This window comes from Streptomyces sp. CNT372 (assembly GCF_000377145.1).
This window is the reverse complement of sequence record NZ_KB897782.1, coordinates 161,667-176,387: the sequence shown is the minus strand read 5'-3', so window position 1 is coordinate 176,387 and position 14,721 is coordinate 161,667. Positions and strand designations below refer to the sequence as shown.

General features: G+C 74.9%; 12 protein-coding genes and 1 tRNA gene. 5 read left to right on the top strand and 8 right to left on the bottom strand.

The window, feature by feature from the left end:
- The first annotated feature begins 76 nt into the window (after positions 1–76).
- A complete protein-coding gene (locus tag C593_RS0115910) occupies positions 77–874 on the top strand; it encodes a DeoR/GlpR family DNA-binding transcription regulator (protein WP_018848293.1) in 798 nt (265 codons plus the stop codon).
- Between the two features lie 56 nt (positions 875–930).
- On the opposite strand, the gene C593_RS29865 is transcribed toward C593_RS0115910, so the two are convergent.
- The gene (locus C593_RS29865; protein WP_018848292.1) at positions 931–1,935 is read right to left on the bottom strand and encodes a DMT family transporter; all 1,005 of its coding nucleotides are present in this window, start codon (positions 1,933–1,935) and stop codon (positions 931–933) included.
- Positions 1,932–2,801, bottom strand: a complete 870-nt coding sequence (locus C593_RS29860) for a phosphatase PAP2 family protein (RefSeq protein ID WP_051093706.1) — start codon at positions 2,799–2,801, stop codon at positions 1,932–1,934. The genes C593_RS29865 and C593_RS29860 overlap by 4 nt, the downstream gene beginning before the upstream one ends.
- A 317-nt stretch (positions 2,802–3,118) precedes the next feature.
- On the opposite strand from C593_RS29860, the gene C593_RS0115895 reads away from it, so the two are divergent.
- Together C593_RS0115895 and C593_RS0115890 are read left to right on the top strand one after the other, a co-directional pair.
- Positions 3,119–3,754: a TetR/AcrR family transcriptional regulator gene (locus C593_RS0115895; RefSeq protein WP_018848290.1), complete on the top strand. Its 636-nt coding sequence runs from the start codon at positions 3,119–3,121 to the stop codon at positions 3,752–3,754.
- 10 nt (positions 3,755–3,764) lie between these two features.
- The gene (locus C593_RS0115890; RefSeq protein ID WP_018848289.1) at positions 3,765–4,148 is read left to right on the top strand and encodes a DUF488 family protein, N3 subclade; all 384 of its coding nucleotides are present in this window, start codon (positions 3,765–3,767) and stop codon (positions 4,146–4,148) included.
- A gap of 65 nt (positions 4,149–4,213) precedes the next feature.
- Here the strand turns inward: C593_RS0115890 and C593_RS0115885 are convergent, their stop codons facing one another.
- Positions 4,214–4,735 (bottom strand): DUF309 domain-containing protein, encoded by a 522-nt coding sequence (locus C593_RS0115885; protein ID WP_158686857.1) that lies wholly within the window; start codon positions 4,733–4,735, stop codon positions 4,214–4,216.
- Positions 4,736–4,868: 133 nt separating this feature from the next.
- Between C593_RS0115885 and C593_RS0115880 the strand changes: the two genes are divergently transcribed.
- Positions 4,869–4,942 (top strand) — tRNA-Pro (locus C593_RS0115880).
- 134 nt (positions 4,943–5,076) lie between these two features.
- Here C593_RS0115880 and C593_RS0115875 read toward each other — a convergent pair.
- Positions 5,077–8,022, bottom strand: a complete 2,946-nt coding sequence (locus tag C593_RS0115875) for a LuxR family transcriptional regulator (protein ID WP_018848287.1) — start codon at positions 8,020–8,022, stop codon at positions 5,077–5,079.
- Between the two features lie 188 nt (positions 8,023–8,210).
- Positions 8,211–9,911, bottom strand: a complete 1,701-nt coding sequence (locus C593_RS0115870) for a S8 family peptidase (protein ID WP_026277737.1) — start codon at positions 9,909–9,911, stop codon at positions 8,211–8,213.
- A gap of 566 nt (positions 9,912–10,477) precedes the next feature.
- Here C593_RS0115870 and C593_RS0115860 point away from each other — a divergent pair.
- Entirely contained in the window at positions 10,478–11,179 is a 702-nt protein-coding gene (locus tag C593_RS0115860) for an alpha/beta hydrolase (protein WP_018848284.1), read from the top strand.
- An 86-nt stretch (positions 11,180–11,265) separates the two neighbouring features.
- Here the strand turns inward: C593_RS0115860 and C593_RS0115855 are convergent, their stop codons facing one another.
- From C593_RS0115855 to C593_RS0115845, 3 genes are all read right to left on the bottom strand, one after another.
- A complete protein-coding gene (locus tag C593_RS0115855; protein WP_018848283.1) occupies positions 11,266–11,697 on the bottom strand; it encodes a pyridoxamine 5'-phosphate oxidase family protein in 432 nt (143 codons plus the stop codon).
- Positions 11,698–11,928: 231 nt separating this feature from the next.
- On the bottom strand, positions 11,929–13,680 hold the full coding sequence (locus tag C593_RS0115850; RefSeq protein ID WP_018848282.1) for an FAD-dependent oxidoreductase: 1,752 nt from the start codon (positions 13,678–13,680) through the stop codon (positions 11,929–11,931).
- Positions 13,681–13,692: 12 nt separating this feature from the next.
- Positions 13,693–14,610, bottom strand: a complete 918-nt coding sequence (locus tag C593_RS0115845; protein WP_018848281.1) for an AurF N-oxygenase family protein — start codon at positions 14,608–14,610, stop codon at positions 13,693–13,695.
- Positions 14,611–14,721 lie beyond the last annotated feature (111 nt).

The following is a 14,721-nucleotide window of genomic DNA, read 5'->3' as shown; positions in this document are numbered from 1 at the left end:
GGTCCAGGGCCCGAGGGGCGGAGGGCGGCGGATAGCGTGTCGGTGCGCAGTCCCAGGTCCTGAAGGAGTCCGGTACATGTCCAAGCACGAGCGGTGGAACGCCCTTCTGGAGCTGCTGGCCGCCGCGGGCCGGCTCGAGGTCGAGGAGGCCGCCGCCACCCTCGCGGTCTCGCCCGCCACCATCCGCCGTGACCTGGACGAACTCGCCGAGCAGCAGATGCTGGTGCGCACCCGGGGCGGGGCCGTCGCGCACGGCGTCTCCTATGAACTCCCGCTGCGCTACAAGTCCTCCCGGCACGCCTCCGAGAAGCAGCGCATCGCCGCCGCGGTGAGCGAACTCGTCGCCGAGGGCGAGGTGGTGGGGCTGAACGGCGGCACCACCACCACCGAGGTCGCCCGCGCCCTCGCCCTGCGCGTCGGCAGCGCCCGCCGCGAGTCACCGGACGCGGCCGGGCCGGCTTTCACCGTCGTCACCAACGCCCTCAACATCGCCGGGGAACTCGCCGTCCGCCCCCAGATCAAGATCGTGGTCACCGGCGGGGTGGCGCGCCCCCAGACCTATGAGCTCGTCGGTCCGCTGACCGGCGGGGTGCTGAACGAGGTCGTCCTCGACGTCGCCGTCCTCGGCGTCGACGGCATCGACCCCGCGCTGGGCGTGATGACGCATCAGGAGGACGAGGCGAGCATCAGCCGCCTGTTCGCCGAGCGGGCGCGACGGGTCGTCGTCGTGACCGACTCGTCCAAGATGGGCCGCCGCGCCTTCGCCCGGATCTGCGGCCTGGAGAGCATCGACGTGCTCGTCACGGACACGGCGGTCCCGGCGGAGGTCGCCGCGCGGCTGAAGGACGCGGGCATCAAGGTCGTCACGGTCTGACGGGCCCGGGCCGGGGTCGTCACGGGTCTGACGGGCCCCGGGCCCGGCCGCCGGGCTCAGGCCGGCCGGGTGGGTACCGGCACCGGCGGCCGCACACCCGGCCGGGCCGGCGGCACGCGTTCGCACTCCGGCTCACGCCCCACCGCCGGGAGTGCCCGGGAATCCCCGGCGGCCGCCACGACGGACGGGCGGGGCACCTCGGCTGCGGCGGAGGGACGGGCCGTGCCGGACGGAGCCCGCTGAGCGCCGCCCCGGGTCAGCAGCACCACCCCGCGCGCCGCCAGGGCCGCCGAGGCGACCGCCGCCGACCAGCCCCAGGCCCCGCCCCGGAACGACTCGCCGAGCAGCGCCACGCCGATCACCGCCGCGGCCGCCGGATTCGACAGGTTCACCAGGGCCAGCGGCGCGGCCAGCCCGCCCCGGTACGCGGCCTGGGACAGCAGCAGCCCGCCCACCGCGAACGCGGCGACGAGCACCGCGACCAGGGCGGCCTGCCACCAGGCCGGCGCACCGCCGGGCAGCGCGCGCGTCAGGGCCGCCGTCACGGTCTGGGTGAGCGCCGACGCCACCCCGGCCGCGATCCCCGAGGCCGTGGCGTGGCCGAGACCCCGGCCGTGCGCGAGGACGGCGATCAGGAGCACGGCGGCGCTCGTCACCACCAACGCCTCCGTCACGGTGAGCGCGTCGCCCGGCGTCGCCGGTCCGGTCACGGCGACCAGCGCGCCGAGCCCCGCCAGGGTGGCCAGCGCCCCGCGCCACTCGGTGCGGTTCACCCGGCGGTGGGCCCGCCGCGCCGCCAGCGGCAGCGCGGCGACCAGGGTCAGCGCCCCCAGCGGCTGGACCAGGACCAGCGGTCCGCAGTGCAGCGCCCCGACATGGGCGAGCGCGCCGGCCGCGTTCAACCCCACCGCCCGCCACCACAGCGGGCGCACGAACAGGCCGCGCAGCCCCCCGCGCCCGGGGGCGGCCTCGGCGGCCAGCCGGGACTGGGTGACGGCGGCGTACGCGTACCCGGCGGCGGAGAGCAGCGACAGCAGGACCGCGGCGAGGACGCCGTTCACCGGGGCACGCTCCCCGCCGGGGCGCGCCCGGGCACGGCCGCCGACCCGGCCGCCGAAACGGCCTCCGGTGCCGTGTCCGGTGCCGTGTCCGGTCCGCGCGGGGGCGGCACCCCGGCGCGCCGCGGCGGAACCGGGGCCCCGGCGTGCACGGGTGCGGGCAGCAGGAGCAGCACCGCCCCGAGGAGGGCCGCCGCGACCAGCGCGTCCAGCCAGTAGTGGTTCGCCGTGCCGACGACCACGAAGAGGGTGAGCAGGGGGTGCGCGAGCCACAGCACACGCCACCGCCCCCGGGTCGCGCGGACCAGGCCGACCGCGACCATCAGCGCCCATCCGACGTGCAGGGACGGCATCGCCGCGAACTGGTTGGCCAAGGTGTCCGTCTCGGGCCCGGCGCTGTAGACGGAGGGGCCGTAGACCTGCGCGGTGTCCATCAGGCCGGCCGCCGCCAGCATCCGCGGCGGGGCGAGCGGCACCACCAGGTGGAGCACCAGGGCGGCCGCCGTCAGACCCGCGAGCGCCCGGCGGGCCCACCGGTAGTGCGCGGGACGCCGCAGATACAGCCAGACCAGGAAGGCGGCGGTGGCCGGGAAGTGCACGGTCGCGTAGTAGACGTTCGCCGCGCGCACCAGGGGTTCGCCGTGCAGCAGGAGTTGCTGCACCAGCCCCTCGTCGGGCAGACCCAGCAGCCGTTCCACGCGCCAGACGCCGTCGGCGTTGGCCATGGCCCGCTCCCGGTGGCCGTTCGCCAGCAGACGGCCCAGCTTGTAGAGGAGGAACAGCACGGTCACCAGGGCGAGTTCGCGCAGCAGTGGTGGCCGGCGGGCAGTGTCCGTCCCCGGTATCGCGGGACCTGTCCCGGCAGCCATGGCGGCTCCTCCATCACCCGGATCGACCGGAATCTTCCGGGAACACCCGGAGAAGCGACAGCAAACGGAAGAAGCGTAGATCCGAAATTATCGAGACGCAAACGTCTCGATACGTTTGCGTCTCGAATGTGCGGACCCTACTCTCGGATGTGCGGCGGCCGGTCCTGTCCGAGTCGCCCCGGATCACGCCCGGACCGCCCGCGGACCGCCCGGAGGAGTGGTCGGAGGAGTGGTCGGAAGGATCCGTCCGAAGGAGCCCGTCCGACGGGCCCGTCGGACGAGCCCGTCCGGGGGCCGTCCGAAAGGGAAGGGAACCGATGTCCACGCAGGCCGCCACCGCCGCCGCCCGCCGCAGCAGGATCACGCCCGAGCGGGAGCAGGAGCTGTACGCGGCCGTTCTCGACCTGCTGCGCGAGGGCGGGTACGACGCCGTCACCATGGAGGGCGTCGCGGCCCGCACCAAGTGCGGGAAGGCCACCCTCTACCGGCAGTGGAAGACCAAGCCGCAGCTCGTCACCGCGGCTCTCGACCGCAGCCGCTGCGTCTTCTTCGGCGGCATCGACACCGGGTCGCTCGCCGGTGATCTGCGCGAGGCGGCCAGGGTCGCGTCGGACCACCGGGGGCGGGACGCCGAACTGATGGAGGCCGTCGGCCAGGCATACCTCCAGCACCCGGACCTGCGCGCGGCCCTGCGGGCGACGGTCATCGACCCGGAGGTCGCGGCCCTGGACGCGATCCTGGACCGGGCCGTCGCACGCGGGGAGATCGCCGCCGACAACCCGGCCATCGGCCATGTCGCCCCCTGCTTCCTCGGCCTCCTGCGCGTCGAGCGCCTCTTCGAGGACCGCCTCGGGCGGACCGGCTCCCTCCCCGGATTCGTCGAGGCCGTCCTCTTCCCGGCCCTCGGCCTGCCCGCCGCCTGCCCCGCTAGCAGCCCCGAGCCCGGCCGGTGACCCTGGAGGCATGACGCGACAGCCCGGCACGGTCAGAATCCGCAGGGTCTACGAGGACCCCTCCGACGACGACGGCGTACGCGTCCTCGTCGACCGCCTCTGGCCCCGCGGCCTCGCTAAGACCCGCGCCCGGCTGGACGAATGGCCCAAGGCGCTCACCCCGTCCACGGAACTGCGGCGCTGGTACCACGGCCCGGACGGGGAGTTCGGCGAGTTCCGGCGCCGCTACGAGCAGGAGCTGGCCGAGCCGCCGGCGGCGGACGCGCTGCGCACGCTGCGTGCGGTGGTGGCGGACCGTCCGGTGACCCTGCTGACGGCGTCCAAGGACCTGGACACCAGCCATGCGGAGGTCCTGCGGGAGCTCCTGACGGACCGGGGCACGCCGAGCGGCTAGACCGCCGCCCGGCCCCTTGGATTCAGCCACCGCCCGTCAGTCCGTGACCGGCCCCCCGCAGCCCGTCAGCTCGTGACCGGGGCTCCGCCGCCCGTCAGCCGGGGCGCCTCGGCCACCGGGTCCACCGGCGGCGCGGGCCGTCCCGTATCCGCCGCCACCCGCCCCGCCAGCTCCTCCGCCCACCGCCGCAGGCCCCGGATGTCGATGCCGTACGGGTCCGGCCGGCCGGCGATCCGGTCCGCGCCCCGGCGCAGCAGCCGCGCGCCGCCCCCGGTGTTGCCGCGTGCGGCGTGCGTGAGGCCGACGGCGAGCTGCGCCAGCCCCTGCCACAGGTCCCGCTCCTCCTCGGGCCCGGACTTCCACGCGTCCTCGAACACCTCGTGGGCGTGGAAGGGCATCCCCGCGTCCAGCAGCCGCTGCGCCTCCGCCAGTGTCTCGGCCGGCGGGCGCTCCACCCCCTCCGGCTGCCGTGCCACCCCGGCGGCCCCGTACGGCAGCGGCCGCCCGAGCCCGTCCCGGGGGCGGGCGTTGCGCGCCCTGCCCTCGGTGTCGCGGTCCCTGTCCTTCATGCCGTCCATGCCGTCCATGGCCTCCATTGTCCCGCGCCGGTCCCCCCGGCCCCCGCCCGGCCCCGAACCACCTCGCATCGGGGCCCGGACAGAGTGTTGTATGGTTTCTCTTGCGTGTTCGGCCGGGGGAAACCCCAGGTCAACAGGACACCGGGACGTGGCGCAGCTTGGTAGCGCACTTGACTGGGGGTCAAGGGGTCGCAGGTTCAAATCCTGTCGTCCCGACTCGTAGGAGTCACCGGCGAAGGCCGTGCGGAGATCACCCGCACGGCCTTCGCTTGTATCCGTATCCGTATCCGTATCCGTATCCGGGTCCGGTCGCAGCACGTGACGCTCGCAACGCAACGCCCCGCCCCGGCTCAGCCGTTGAGCGCCGTCGCGAGCTGGGCCCGGGAGCGGACGTCCAGTTTCTGGTAGATGCGGGTGAGGCGGGCCTCGACCGTCTTGACGCTCAGGAACAGCTTGGCCGCCGCCTCCTGGTTGCTCGCGCCCTGGCCCACCAGCTGGGCCAGGCGCAGTTCCGCGTCGGTCAGGGCGGAGAGCGCGCCCGCCGCGCCCGCGGCGACCGGTTCCGTGGCCGTCGTCGGGTGCTCGGAGGCGAGGGCCAACCAGGGCGCGGCCCCGGCCCGTTCGAAGACGGCCGACGCGGCGGCCAGGGCGCCGGCCGCGGGGGAGCGGCGGCGACGCCGGCGTTCCACGCGCGCCAGGGCGATCAGGGCCCGGCCCTGCTCCAGCGGCAGCGACGCCGCCTCGTACGCCGCGGCGACCGAGGTCAGCAGGTCGGCCGCCTCGTCCACCCGGCCGCCGGCCGCGAGGCGCAGCGCCTCGGCGCGGTCGCAGCCGAGCAGCACGGTCGCGCGGCCGAGGCGGCGCGCCACCGGGCGGACCTCGTGCAGCAGTGCGGCCGCCTCGTCCAGGGAGTCGCCCGCCACCAGGGCCTCGGCCAGCTCCTCGTGCCAGCGCAGCATCGACGGGTCCACCGCCCCCTGCTCCCGCTCGCCCGACTGGACCCGGCGCAGGGTCTCCAGGGCGCTGGTGACGTCGCCGGTGAGCAACTGCACCCGGCCGAGGGCGTAGAGGCTGCGGGAGAGGAAGACATGGTCGCCCTCCTCCTCCGAGGCGCGCACGCTCCGGCGGGCGTAACTGGCGGCGCGGGCGAAGCTGCCGCCCGCGGTCTCCGCCAGGGCCAGCGCGTACCAGGCGGGCCCGGGGGAGAGGCCCGCCTCCAGGGTCAGCGCCAGTGAACGGCCCGCGTGCGCCAGGGAGTCGGCGCAGCGGCCCTGTCGGGCCTCGACCTCGGCCAGGGTCCGGAACAGCTCGATGGCGTCCTCGACCGAACCGCGCCGCTCCACCAGCGGAAGAAGGGTGCCCAGTTGCTCGCGCGCCTCGGCCAGCCGGTCGTCGAAGAGAGCGTGACGGATCGTCAGGATCCGGGCCGCGTTGCGCACGCCGAGAGGGTCCTTGCCTTCCTCCAGGGCGCGGGCCCGGGCGAGCACCGCCTCGGCGTCCTGGGAGCCGAGGAAACGGTCCATCCGGGCCTGCACGGTGAGCGCCTTCGCCGCCGTGTCGTCGTCGCCGGCGGACGCGGCCAGCGCCGCCGACTCGACGGCCGCCGCCCGGGAGCGCACCGGGTCGCCGTCCGCGAGCACGTACTTCATGGCGAGGCGCAGCAGCACCCCCGCGCGCAGGGCCGTGTCGCCCTCCGAGTCCTCCATCGCGTGCGCGTAGATCTCGTCCAGTCCGCTCAGGCCCTGGCCCGCCGTGTCCAGGACGGCCAGGCGGGCGCGCACCCGGTCGCCCGGGGAGGCGTCCCGCGCGAGGAGGTCGGTCGCCGCGCGCATCGCGAGGTCCGCGCGGGCGGCGCGGGCCCCCTCCCCGGCCGCGTCCACCAGCCGGGCGATGCGCCGGTCCCCGTGCAGTCCGGGTGTCGACTCGGCGGCGAGCAGGGCGAGTTCGGCGGCGAGGGTGCTGTTGCCGCGCCGCCGGGCGGTCGCCACGGCCGCCGACACCTCGGCCGCCAGCCGTTCGTCGGGCACGTCCGTGGCCAGCGCCCGGTGCCGTACCGCCTCCACCGGGTCGTCCACGACCGCCGCGAGGGCCGCGTGCCCGCTGCTGCGCTCGGTCCAGCAGGCGTCGTGGACCAGGGTGGACGGGAACAGGCCGGCACAGAACGCGACCCGGCCGTCCTCGGTCAGCCGGATCAGGGAGGCCCGCTCGGCGGCGGCGAGATCCGCCTCGGCGGTCGGCCGGCCCGCCCGGCGGATCAGCGTCGCCGAGGGGCGCAGCGCCAGCGCGGCGAGCAGCAGGGTGCCCCGGACCTCCTCGGGGACCGCGCCGAGCAGCGCGCGGGCCAGGTCGCGGGCGCGCCCCGAGAGGGAGAGCGACTCGGCGTGGTGCACGGGCGTGCGGGCGTCGGCGAGCGAGCGCCCGACGGCGAGGGCGAGGCGGGGGTTTCCGCCGCTCGCCTTGTGGATGCGGCCGGCCATCCGGGACGGCAGCCGGTGGTGGATCAGCAGCTCGGCGATCTCGTCGGCGTGCAGCGGCGGGACGTTCACCACGTCCGCCTCCGACGGCTCCCACAGCGGCTTCCCGGTGTGCGGTGCCCGGCCGGCGGGCGGGGCCGCGTAAGCGCCCGGCGAGTCCACGGCGAGGGCGCGCAGCGCGGGCGGGGCGAGGTGCAGGGCGAAGCGCAGCAGGTCGGCGCTGGCCGGGTCGATGAACTGGTTGCCGTCCAGCACCAGCAGGGCCGGTCCCCGGGCCGCCAGGCGGCGCAGGACGTGGGCGAGGGCGAGGCGCAGGGCGACCGGGTCCCAGCCGTCGTCCGGCATGGGGGCCTCGCGGCACAGCACGGCGACGGCGTCCCGCTGGGGTCCCGGCAGGCCGTCGAGTATGTCGTCCCCGGAGCCGGAGCCGGAGCCGGAGCCGGAGCCGGAGCCGGAGCCGGAGCCGACGCCGGGACCGGAGCCGACGCCGCCCGTGCCGGGGTCGGTGCCGCCCGTGCCGGAGCGCGCGTCCGACGTGTCCGGGGAACCGGGGCCCGCGCCCTCGCGGGTGAGAGTCGCCGTCGCTATCAGGCCGGCGGCCGCCGCGCCCGGGATGTCCCGGTCGGCGGGGAGCGCGGTCAGCCAGAGGACCGCTTCGCCGCGTGCCTCGGCGCGGGCGGCCACGGAGAGCGCCACCTCGGTCTTGCCCACCCCGGGCGGTCCGGTGAGCAGGGCGCGCCCGCTGCTGGCGAGGACCCGGTCCAGCCGGGCGAGCAGGTCCGTGCGCCCGACCGGCGCGGCGCGGTACTTCGCCGGTTCCATCGGCCCGACCACCACCTTCCGGTGCGCGGGCCCCCTGCCCGTTCGACCCGAGGATACGAAGCCTGCCCCCGTCGTCGAGGCCCGATGTCCGGCATACGGACAGGTACGGACTTGCGGGCACGGGCGCGCGCCCCCGGCCGAAGCCGGGGGCGCGCTGATGACCTGCGGTGATACTGGTTCGTGCCAGGTCAGAAGGTCAGGCTCCAGGAGTCGATCCAGCCGGTGTCACCCGAGGCCACATCGCGGACCCGGAGCTGCCAGGTGCCGTTGGCGGGCACCGTGGAGGCGTTGACCGTGTAGGTGGCGAGGACGTCGTCGGCGCTGTCCGAGCCGGACGAGGTCTTCAGGTTGCGCACACTGCCGTCCGGGGCGACCAGGTCGATGACCAGGTCACCGCGCCAGGTGTGCTTGATGTCCACGTCGACCCTGAGCGCGGCCGGGGCGTTGCCCGTACGGCCCGTGACGGAGATCGACGAGGTGGCCGTCGAGTGGTCGCGGATCGTGACGTCGGTCGCGTTCGTGAACACATTGCCGCCCGGCGTGGTGCCGCCGCCGGTGACCGCGTTCACGGTCTTGGCGGCGTCGGCGATACCGGCGCCGCAGCCGCCGGAGCAGGTGCCGGGCAGCGGACGGGCGTTGGCCTTGATCGCGGACTCGATCTCGGCCGGGGTGAGCGCGGGCTTGGCCGACTTCAGCAGTGCGGCGAGACCGGCGATGTGCGGGGCCGCCATCGAAGTGCCCTGGTAGGGCTTGTAGTTCTCGGCGCCCTGTGTGGTCGTGCCCGCGTTCAGCGTGGACCAGATCCCGTTCTCGGGGGTGGTCACGGTGCCCGGGGTGTCGGTGCCGCGACGGGTCTCGCCACCGGGGGCCGAGACGTCGATCGAGGTGCCGAAGTTGGAGTAGAAGGAACGATTCCCCTCGCGGCTGGTCGACGCCACGTTGATGATGTTGGCGCAGTTCGCGGGAGTGAATCCGGAGGCGTTCGCGTTGCTGTTGCCCGCCGCGACGACCACCGTGCTGCCGCGCTGGACGGCACCGTTGATGGCGTTCTGGTAGACGCTCGGGCAGGTGCTGCTGGCGCCGCCCAGGCTGAGGTTGATCACCTTCGACGGGGTCGGGTTGGCCGGGACGCCCGGCACGGACCCGCCGGAGGCCCAGGTGATGGCGTCGGCGATGTCGGCGGAGGAGCCGCCGCACTTGCCGAGCACCCGGATGGGCTGGATCTTCGCGTCGTACGCGATGCCCGCGACACCCTTGCCGTTGCCGGTCGCCGCCGCGATGGTGCCCGCGACATGCGTGCCGTGCCAGGAGGAGTTGCTCGCCTTGGAACCGAGGCCGCACTCGCCGTCGGTGGCGTTCCAGTCGCCCTCGTCCTTGGCGTTGCTGTCGCGGCCGTTGCCGTCGCGGGCGTCGGCCGAGCTGGAGATGAAGTCGTAGCCGTTCACGACGTTGGCGGCGAGGTCCGAGTGGGCCGCGTAGCCGGTGTCGATGACGGCGACGGTGACACCGCTGCCCGTGGTCTTGTCCCAGGCGGACGGGACGTTCATGCCGCCCGTCGCCTCGAACAGGTCCCACTGCCGGGGGTATTCGGTGTCGTCGGGAGCGGCCGCCATCGCGTAGGCGCGGATGTCGGGCTCCACCGAGGCGACGGACGGGTCGGCCCGGAAGGCCGCCATCACGTCGGCGACGTCCTTGGTGGACTTCTCCCCGCCGAGGTCGACGAGGGCCGGCCCGCCGGCGAGCCGGCGCTCGAAGGACAGGCGCTCACCGGTCTCGGCGGCCTTGGCCTTCGCGTCGGTGGCGGCCGCGGCGTTGGACGCGGCCTCGGCCGCACCGGACTTGTAGGTGACGATGACCTTCTCCACCGGCGCCGACGGCGGGGTGGTCATCGACTGCGAGACCGGTGCGGGCTGGGGTGCGGGAGCCATGGGCGCTGCGGCGAACGCCACGGGAGCCGTCGCGGCTACGCCGGCGAGCGTGGCGCTCGCTGCCGCGATGGCTATGAGTCTCCGCCTGGAACCGTTCAAGGTGTTCCTCTCAATGACGGTTTCGAGAGTCCGGGCGGGCGGCGCGGGAACCGTGGCGCAGCGTGGGGGGTTGCGACAACCCACGGTTCCCCGGGCCGGGTGAGCCCTCGCGCCGCCGCTCGGCACGTCGGCCCTGGGTGGGACCGACACCGGCCGAAACCCGATCTTCATGAACCTGACAGGCAAGTCCAGTGGACTCGCGGGTCAGGGAGGAACGGGAACCGCCGGTGGCCAGACAGTAGGAAAACCCGAGGTGAACGCGATACGGGGAAAACCCTTGTCACCCCTCCCCGGCACGAGGGTGGCGCAAGGGTCTCCGCTCCCGGACGGCCGGATCCGCTCCCCGCCGAGGGGCGGACCCGCAGGTCGCGCCGTATGCCCGTGCCGTGCGGGGCCGTTGTCGGTGCCCTCGGCTAGCGTGCCGTGCCATGACGGAATTCGTACTGGTACCGGGCGCCTGGCTGGGGTCCTGGGCGTGGGACGCGGTCGTGCCCGCACTGCGCGCGGCCGGCCACGGGGCGCACCCGCTGACGCTCTCGGGCGTCGCGGAGAAGCACGGGGCCGGCGGCCCGGCGGGTCAGCGGACCCATGTGCGGGACATCACCGGCGAGATCGAGGGCGGCGATCTGCGGGACGTGGTCCTGGTCGGCCACAGCTGCTCGGGCATCCCCGTGGGCCAGGCCGCCGCCCTGATCGGGGACCGGCTCGCCCGCGTCGTCTTCGTGGACGCCGGGGTGCCCGCCGAGGGGGAGTCCTTCGCCTCCGCGTGGTGGGAGGGGCGGACGGCCTTCGAGGCACGGCTCGCCGCCGACGGCGGCGACTGGGCGCCGCCGGGGCCGGAGGAGTTCGAGGGACAGGACCTGACGGCGGAGCAGATCGCCCGCTTCCTGGAGCGGGCCACTGCGCACCCCGGCGCCAGTCTGACCGAAACGGCCGTGCTGGCACGGCCGTTGGGCGAGCTGCCCGCGACCTACGTCAAATGCCTCCTCGACGGCCCGGAGCCCACGCCCGACGTGGCGGAGCTGCTGACGGGCGAGCGCTGGCGGCTGGTCGAGATGGAAACGGGGCACTGGCCGATGTTCTCCCGGCCGGAGGAACTGGCCGGCGTCCTGCTGGACGCGGCGGGCTGACGTCACACGGGCCGGGCGCCGGCGCGGCGGGACCAGGGCTCGCCGCGCCCGGTCGCGCGGTGGGGCGGGGCCACGCCCCCGTGACGTCAGACGGAGCCGAGGTCCGAGCTGACCCACCGTTCGGGGCGCATGCGGATCACGACCTGCTCCCCGTGGTTCGCCCAGGCGAACTCCACATAGCCCGCCACCTTCTCCGGCGGCAGATAGCGGGCGGAGATCTCGGTGAGCTGCTCCCGGGTGGCCTCCTCGGTGGCGATGACCGGGCCCTCCACCGACACATAGCGGATCGTCGGCTCCAGCCGGTCGGTCATCAGCGTGAAGCGGCCCGCCTCCGCGATGAGCCGGCCCTTGCGGGAGTCCCGGCCCGTCATGATCCACACATCGCCGCCCGGCGCGTACTGGTACCAGATCGGCACGGTCAGCGGGGCACGGTCGCCCTTCTCTCCCGCGTCCACCGCCAGTGCGGCCACATGGGGCTCGGCGAGGAACTGCTCACGCTCTTCACGGGACAGGGCCACGGTGACACTCCTTCTCTGAGACGTACTGCACCCTCAACGCCGGTGGCCCGTGCGGGATTCCACGGGGACCGGGTGTGCGAACGGATCCGGCCAAGCCTGACACCGACCCGGCCGCCCCCTGGCCGGGCGCGGACCGCTTCACCCGATCGGGCGCAGCAGCGGGGCGGGGTGCGACGGCGGGAGGGGCCCCGGGCCCGGGGCCCCTCCCGCCCGCCCCGGGGACCGGTCCGCTCAACGGGTCAGCCGCCACGGCCCCTTCGCCCGGGCCGCAGCCACCAGCTCCTCCACCGTCGCCAGCTTCACCCGCGGCCGGCCCTCCCGGCGGCCCCGGTCCACCTCGGTCCGCTCGATCACGGCGAGCCCGCGGGCGTCGACCAGGTCACGGTTGCGCCGGCGGGCGAGGCGGCGGAACTTGCCGGCCGAGCCCGTCGGTTCCGGCAGTGCCCCGGCCACCGCGTCCGCCAGCAGGGTGCCGACGGTCTCGGCCGCGCAGGTCCGGTTGGCGCCGATCCCGCCCGAGGGCCCGCGCTTGATCCAGCCGGCGACATACGTGCCCGGCATCCCGGCCACCCGGCCGCCGTCATGCGGGACGGTGCCCCGGTCCTCGTCGAACGGCAGCCCGGGGACCGGCTCGCCCCGGTAGCCGACCGCCCGCAGCAGCAGGCCCGCCGGGATCTCCCGCTCGCCGTGGGCGCCGTCCCCGACGGCCACGGCCCGCAGCGCTGCCCCGGAACCGGCCGCCGGGGCGGCCCCGCCCGCGTCATCGGGCGCGGGAGCGGCCCCGCCCGTGCCGGCAGCCGGCCCGCGCTCGTCGTTGTCGCCGCCGAGGGCGGCCACCGGCGCCGAGTGGAAGCGGAGCACGATGCGCCGCCGCGGGCCCGGCGAGCCGGACCAGTCGACCCGCTCCCGGGGCACGTCCCGCAGCACCGCCGCCTTGCTGCCCGGGGCGGCGGAGTCGATCGCCGCCCCGATCCGCGGATCGTGGTCGTCCACGACCAGCTCCACGTCCGGCAGATGACGCAGTGCCAGCAGTTCGGACCGGGTGCAGGCCGCGTCCTCGGGGCCGCGCCGTCCGAGCACCACCACCTCCCGTACCGCCGAGTCCCGCAGCGCCGCCAGGGCGTGTTCCGCGATGTCCGTGCCGGCCAGCGCCTGCGGACCGGCGACGAGGATGCGGGCGACGTCCAGGGCGACGTTGCCGTTGCCGACCACCACCACCCGTTCCGTGTCGAGGCCGACCGTGTCCGGGGCGACCTCCGGGTGGGCGTTGTACCAGGCGACGAAGGCGGTCGCGGAGAGGACGCCGGGGCGGTCCTCGCCGGGGATCCCCAGGCGGCGGTCGGCACCGGCGCCGACCGCGTACACCACGGCGTCGTGGTGGGCCGCGATCTCCTCGGCCGAGACGTCCCGGCCGACCGCGAGCCCCAGGTACATGCGCACCCGGGGGTGGCGGTGGAAGCGGGCGAAGGTCTCCCCGACCCTTCTGGTCGCCGGGTGGTCGGGCGCCACGCCGTACCGCACCAGCCCGCCGGCCACCGGCAGCCGGTCGATCAGGGTGACCTCGGCGCCGGTGTGCAGCAGCAGGTCCTCCGCCGCGTACATCCCGGCCGGGCCGGTGCCGACGACCGCGACCCGGATCGGGCCGAAGTCGGACGGCAGGCTGCGCGGGAAGGAGGGCTCGCCCCAGGCGTGGAAGTTGGGGCCCCCGGGCTCCGGGTCGGCGGCGGGCCGGTCCTCGTACCAGGCCGCGTTGATCTGCGCGTACTCCCGCAGTTCGGGGCGGAGGCTGTCCACGGGGAAGATCGCGTCGACCGGGCAGGCGTCGGCGCAGGCGCCGCAGTCGATGCAGGACTTCGGGTCGATGTGGAGCAGCTCGGTGCTGCCGAAGGCGCGTTCGTCCGGCGTGGGGTGGATGCAGTTGACCGGGCAGACGGCCACACAGGTGGCGTCGTTGCAGCAGGTCTGGGTGATCGCGTAGGTCATGTCCTGCCCGGTTCAGATCAGATGGGCGCGCTTGTAGAACACCAGCGCGGGCTTGGTCAGCAGGCCGGCCGAGGCGAGGAAGTCCATCAGGCCCGAACAGCTCGACCGCAGCATGGACTTGTGGTGCTCGTTCGCCCGCGCCTCGGCGAGCGCCCGCTCGGGGTCGAGCCCGGCGTTGGCGTAGACGTTCCTGTTCCACATGCTGGTGACGATGAAGTACGAGGCCACGGCCACCACGAAGGCGTTGATCCGGCGGCGCAGCGCGCCCGCGCCCCGCAGCCGCTTGCGCGTCTCGTCCCGGGCGAACTTCATGTGCCGGGACTCCTCGACGACGTGGATGTTGTTGATGGTGCGCACGAACGGGACCACCCGCTCGTCGCGCATCCAGTCGCGCTGCATCACGTCGAGGACCTCCTCGGCGACCAGGATCGCCGCGTAGGCGGCCTCGCCGAAGGCCAGGGTCTTGAAGACGCGGCCCAGTTCGAGCACCGGGCGGGGCGGGCGGTACGCCGGGGCGCCGAGCTTCTGCGCGCCGCGGGCGAACATGATGGAGTGCCGGCACTCCTCGGCGATCTCGGTCAGGGCCCACTGGAACTCGGCGCCCGTCGGGTCCTTGGCGTAGATGTCCCGCAGCACCATCTGCTGGAGGATCATCTCGAACCAGATCCCCGTGCTCGCCACGGACGCGGCCTCCTGCCGCGTCAGCTCCTTGCGCTGGGCCTCCGTCAGCTCCGCCCAGTAGGCGGTCCCGTAGAGGGTGCTCCACTCGGGGCTGGTGCCGTGGAACTCCTTGTCGAGCGGGGTGTCCCAGTCGACCTCCACGGCGGGGTCGTACGACAGGGTGGCGGACGAGTCGAGCAGCCGCCGGGCGACCTCCGGTTCCTCGGGCCGGTCGCCGTGGACCTCCGGGCGGACCGTGCTGCCTGCCATGTCGGCTCCTTCCGTGGTGCGTTCCGTGGCGTTCTCCTGGGCATGCCGCGCCTTGTTAGACGGACCGTATAGTAAGAGCGTCCAGGGGCCTACCCCTCGGTAGAGAATTTG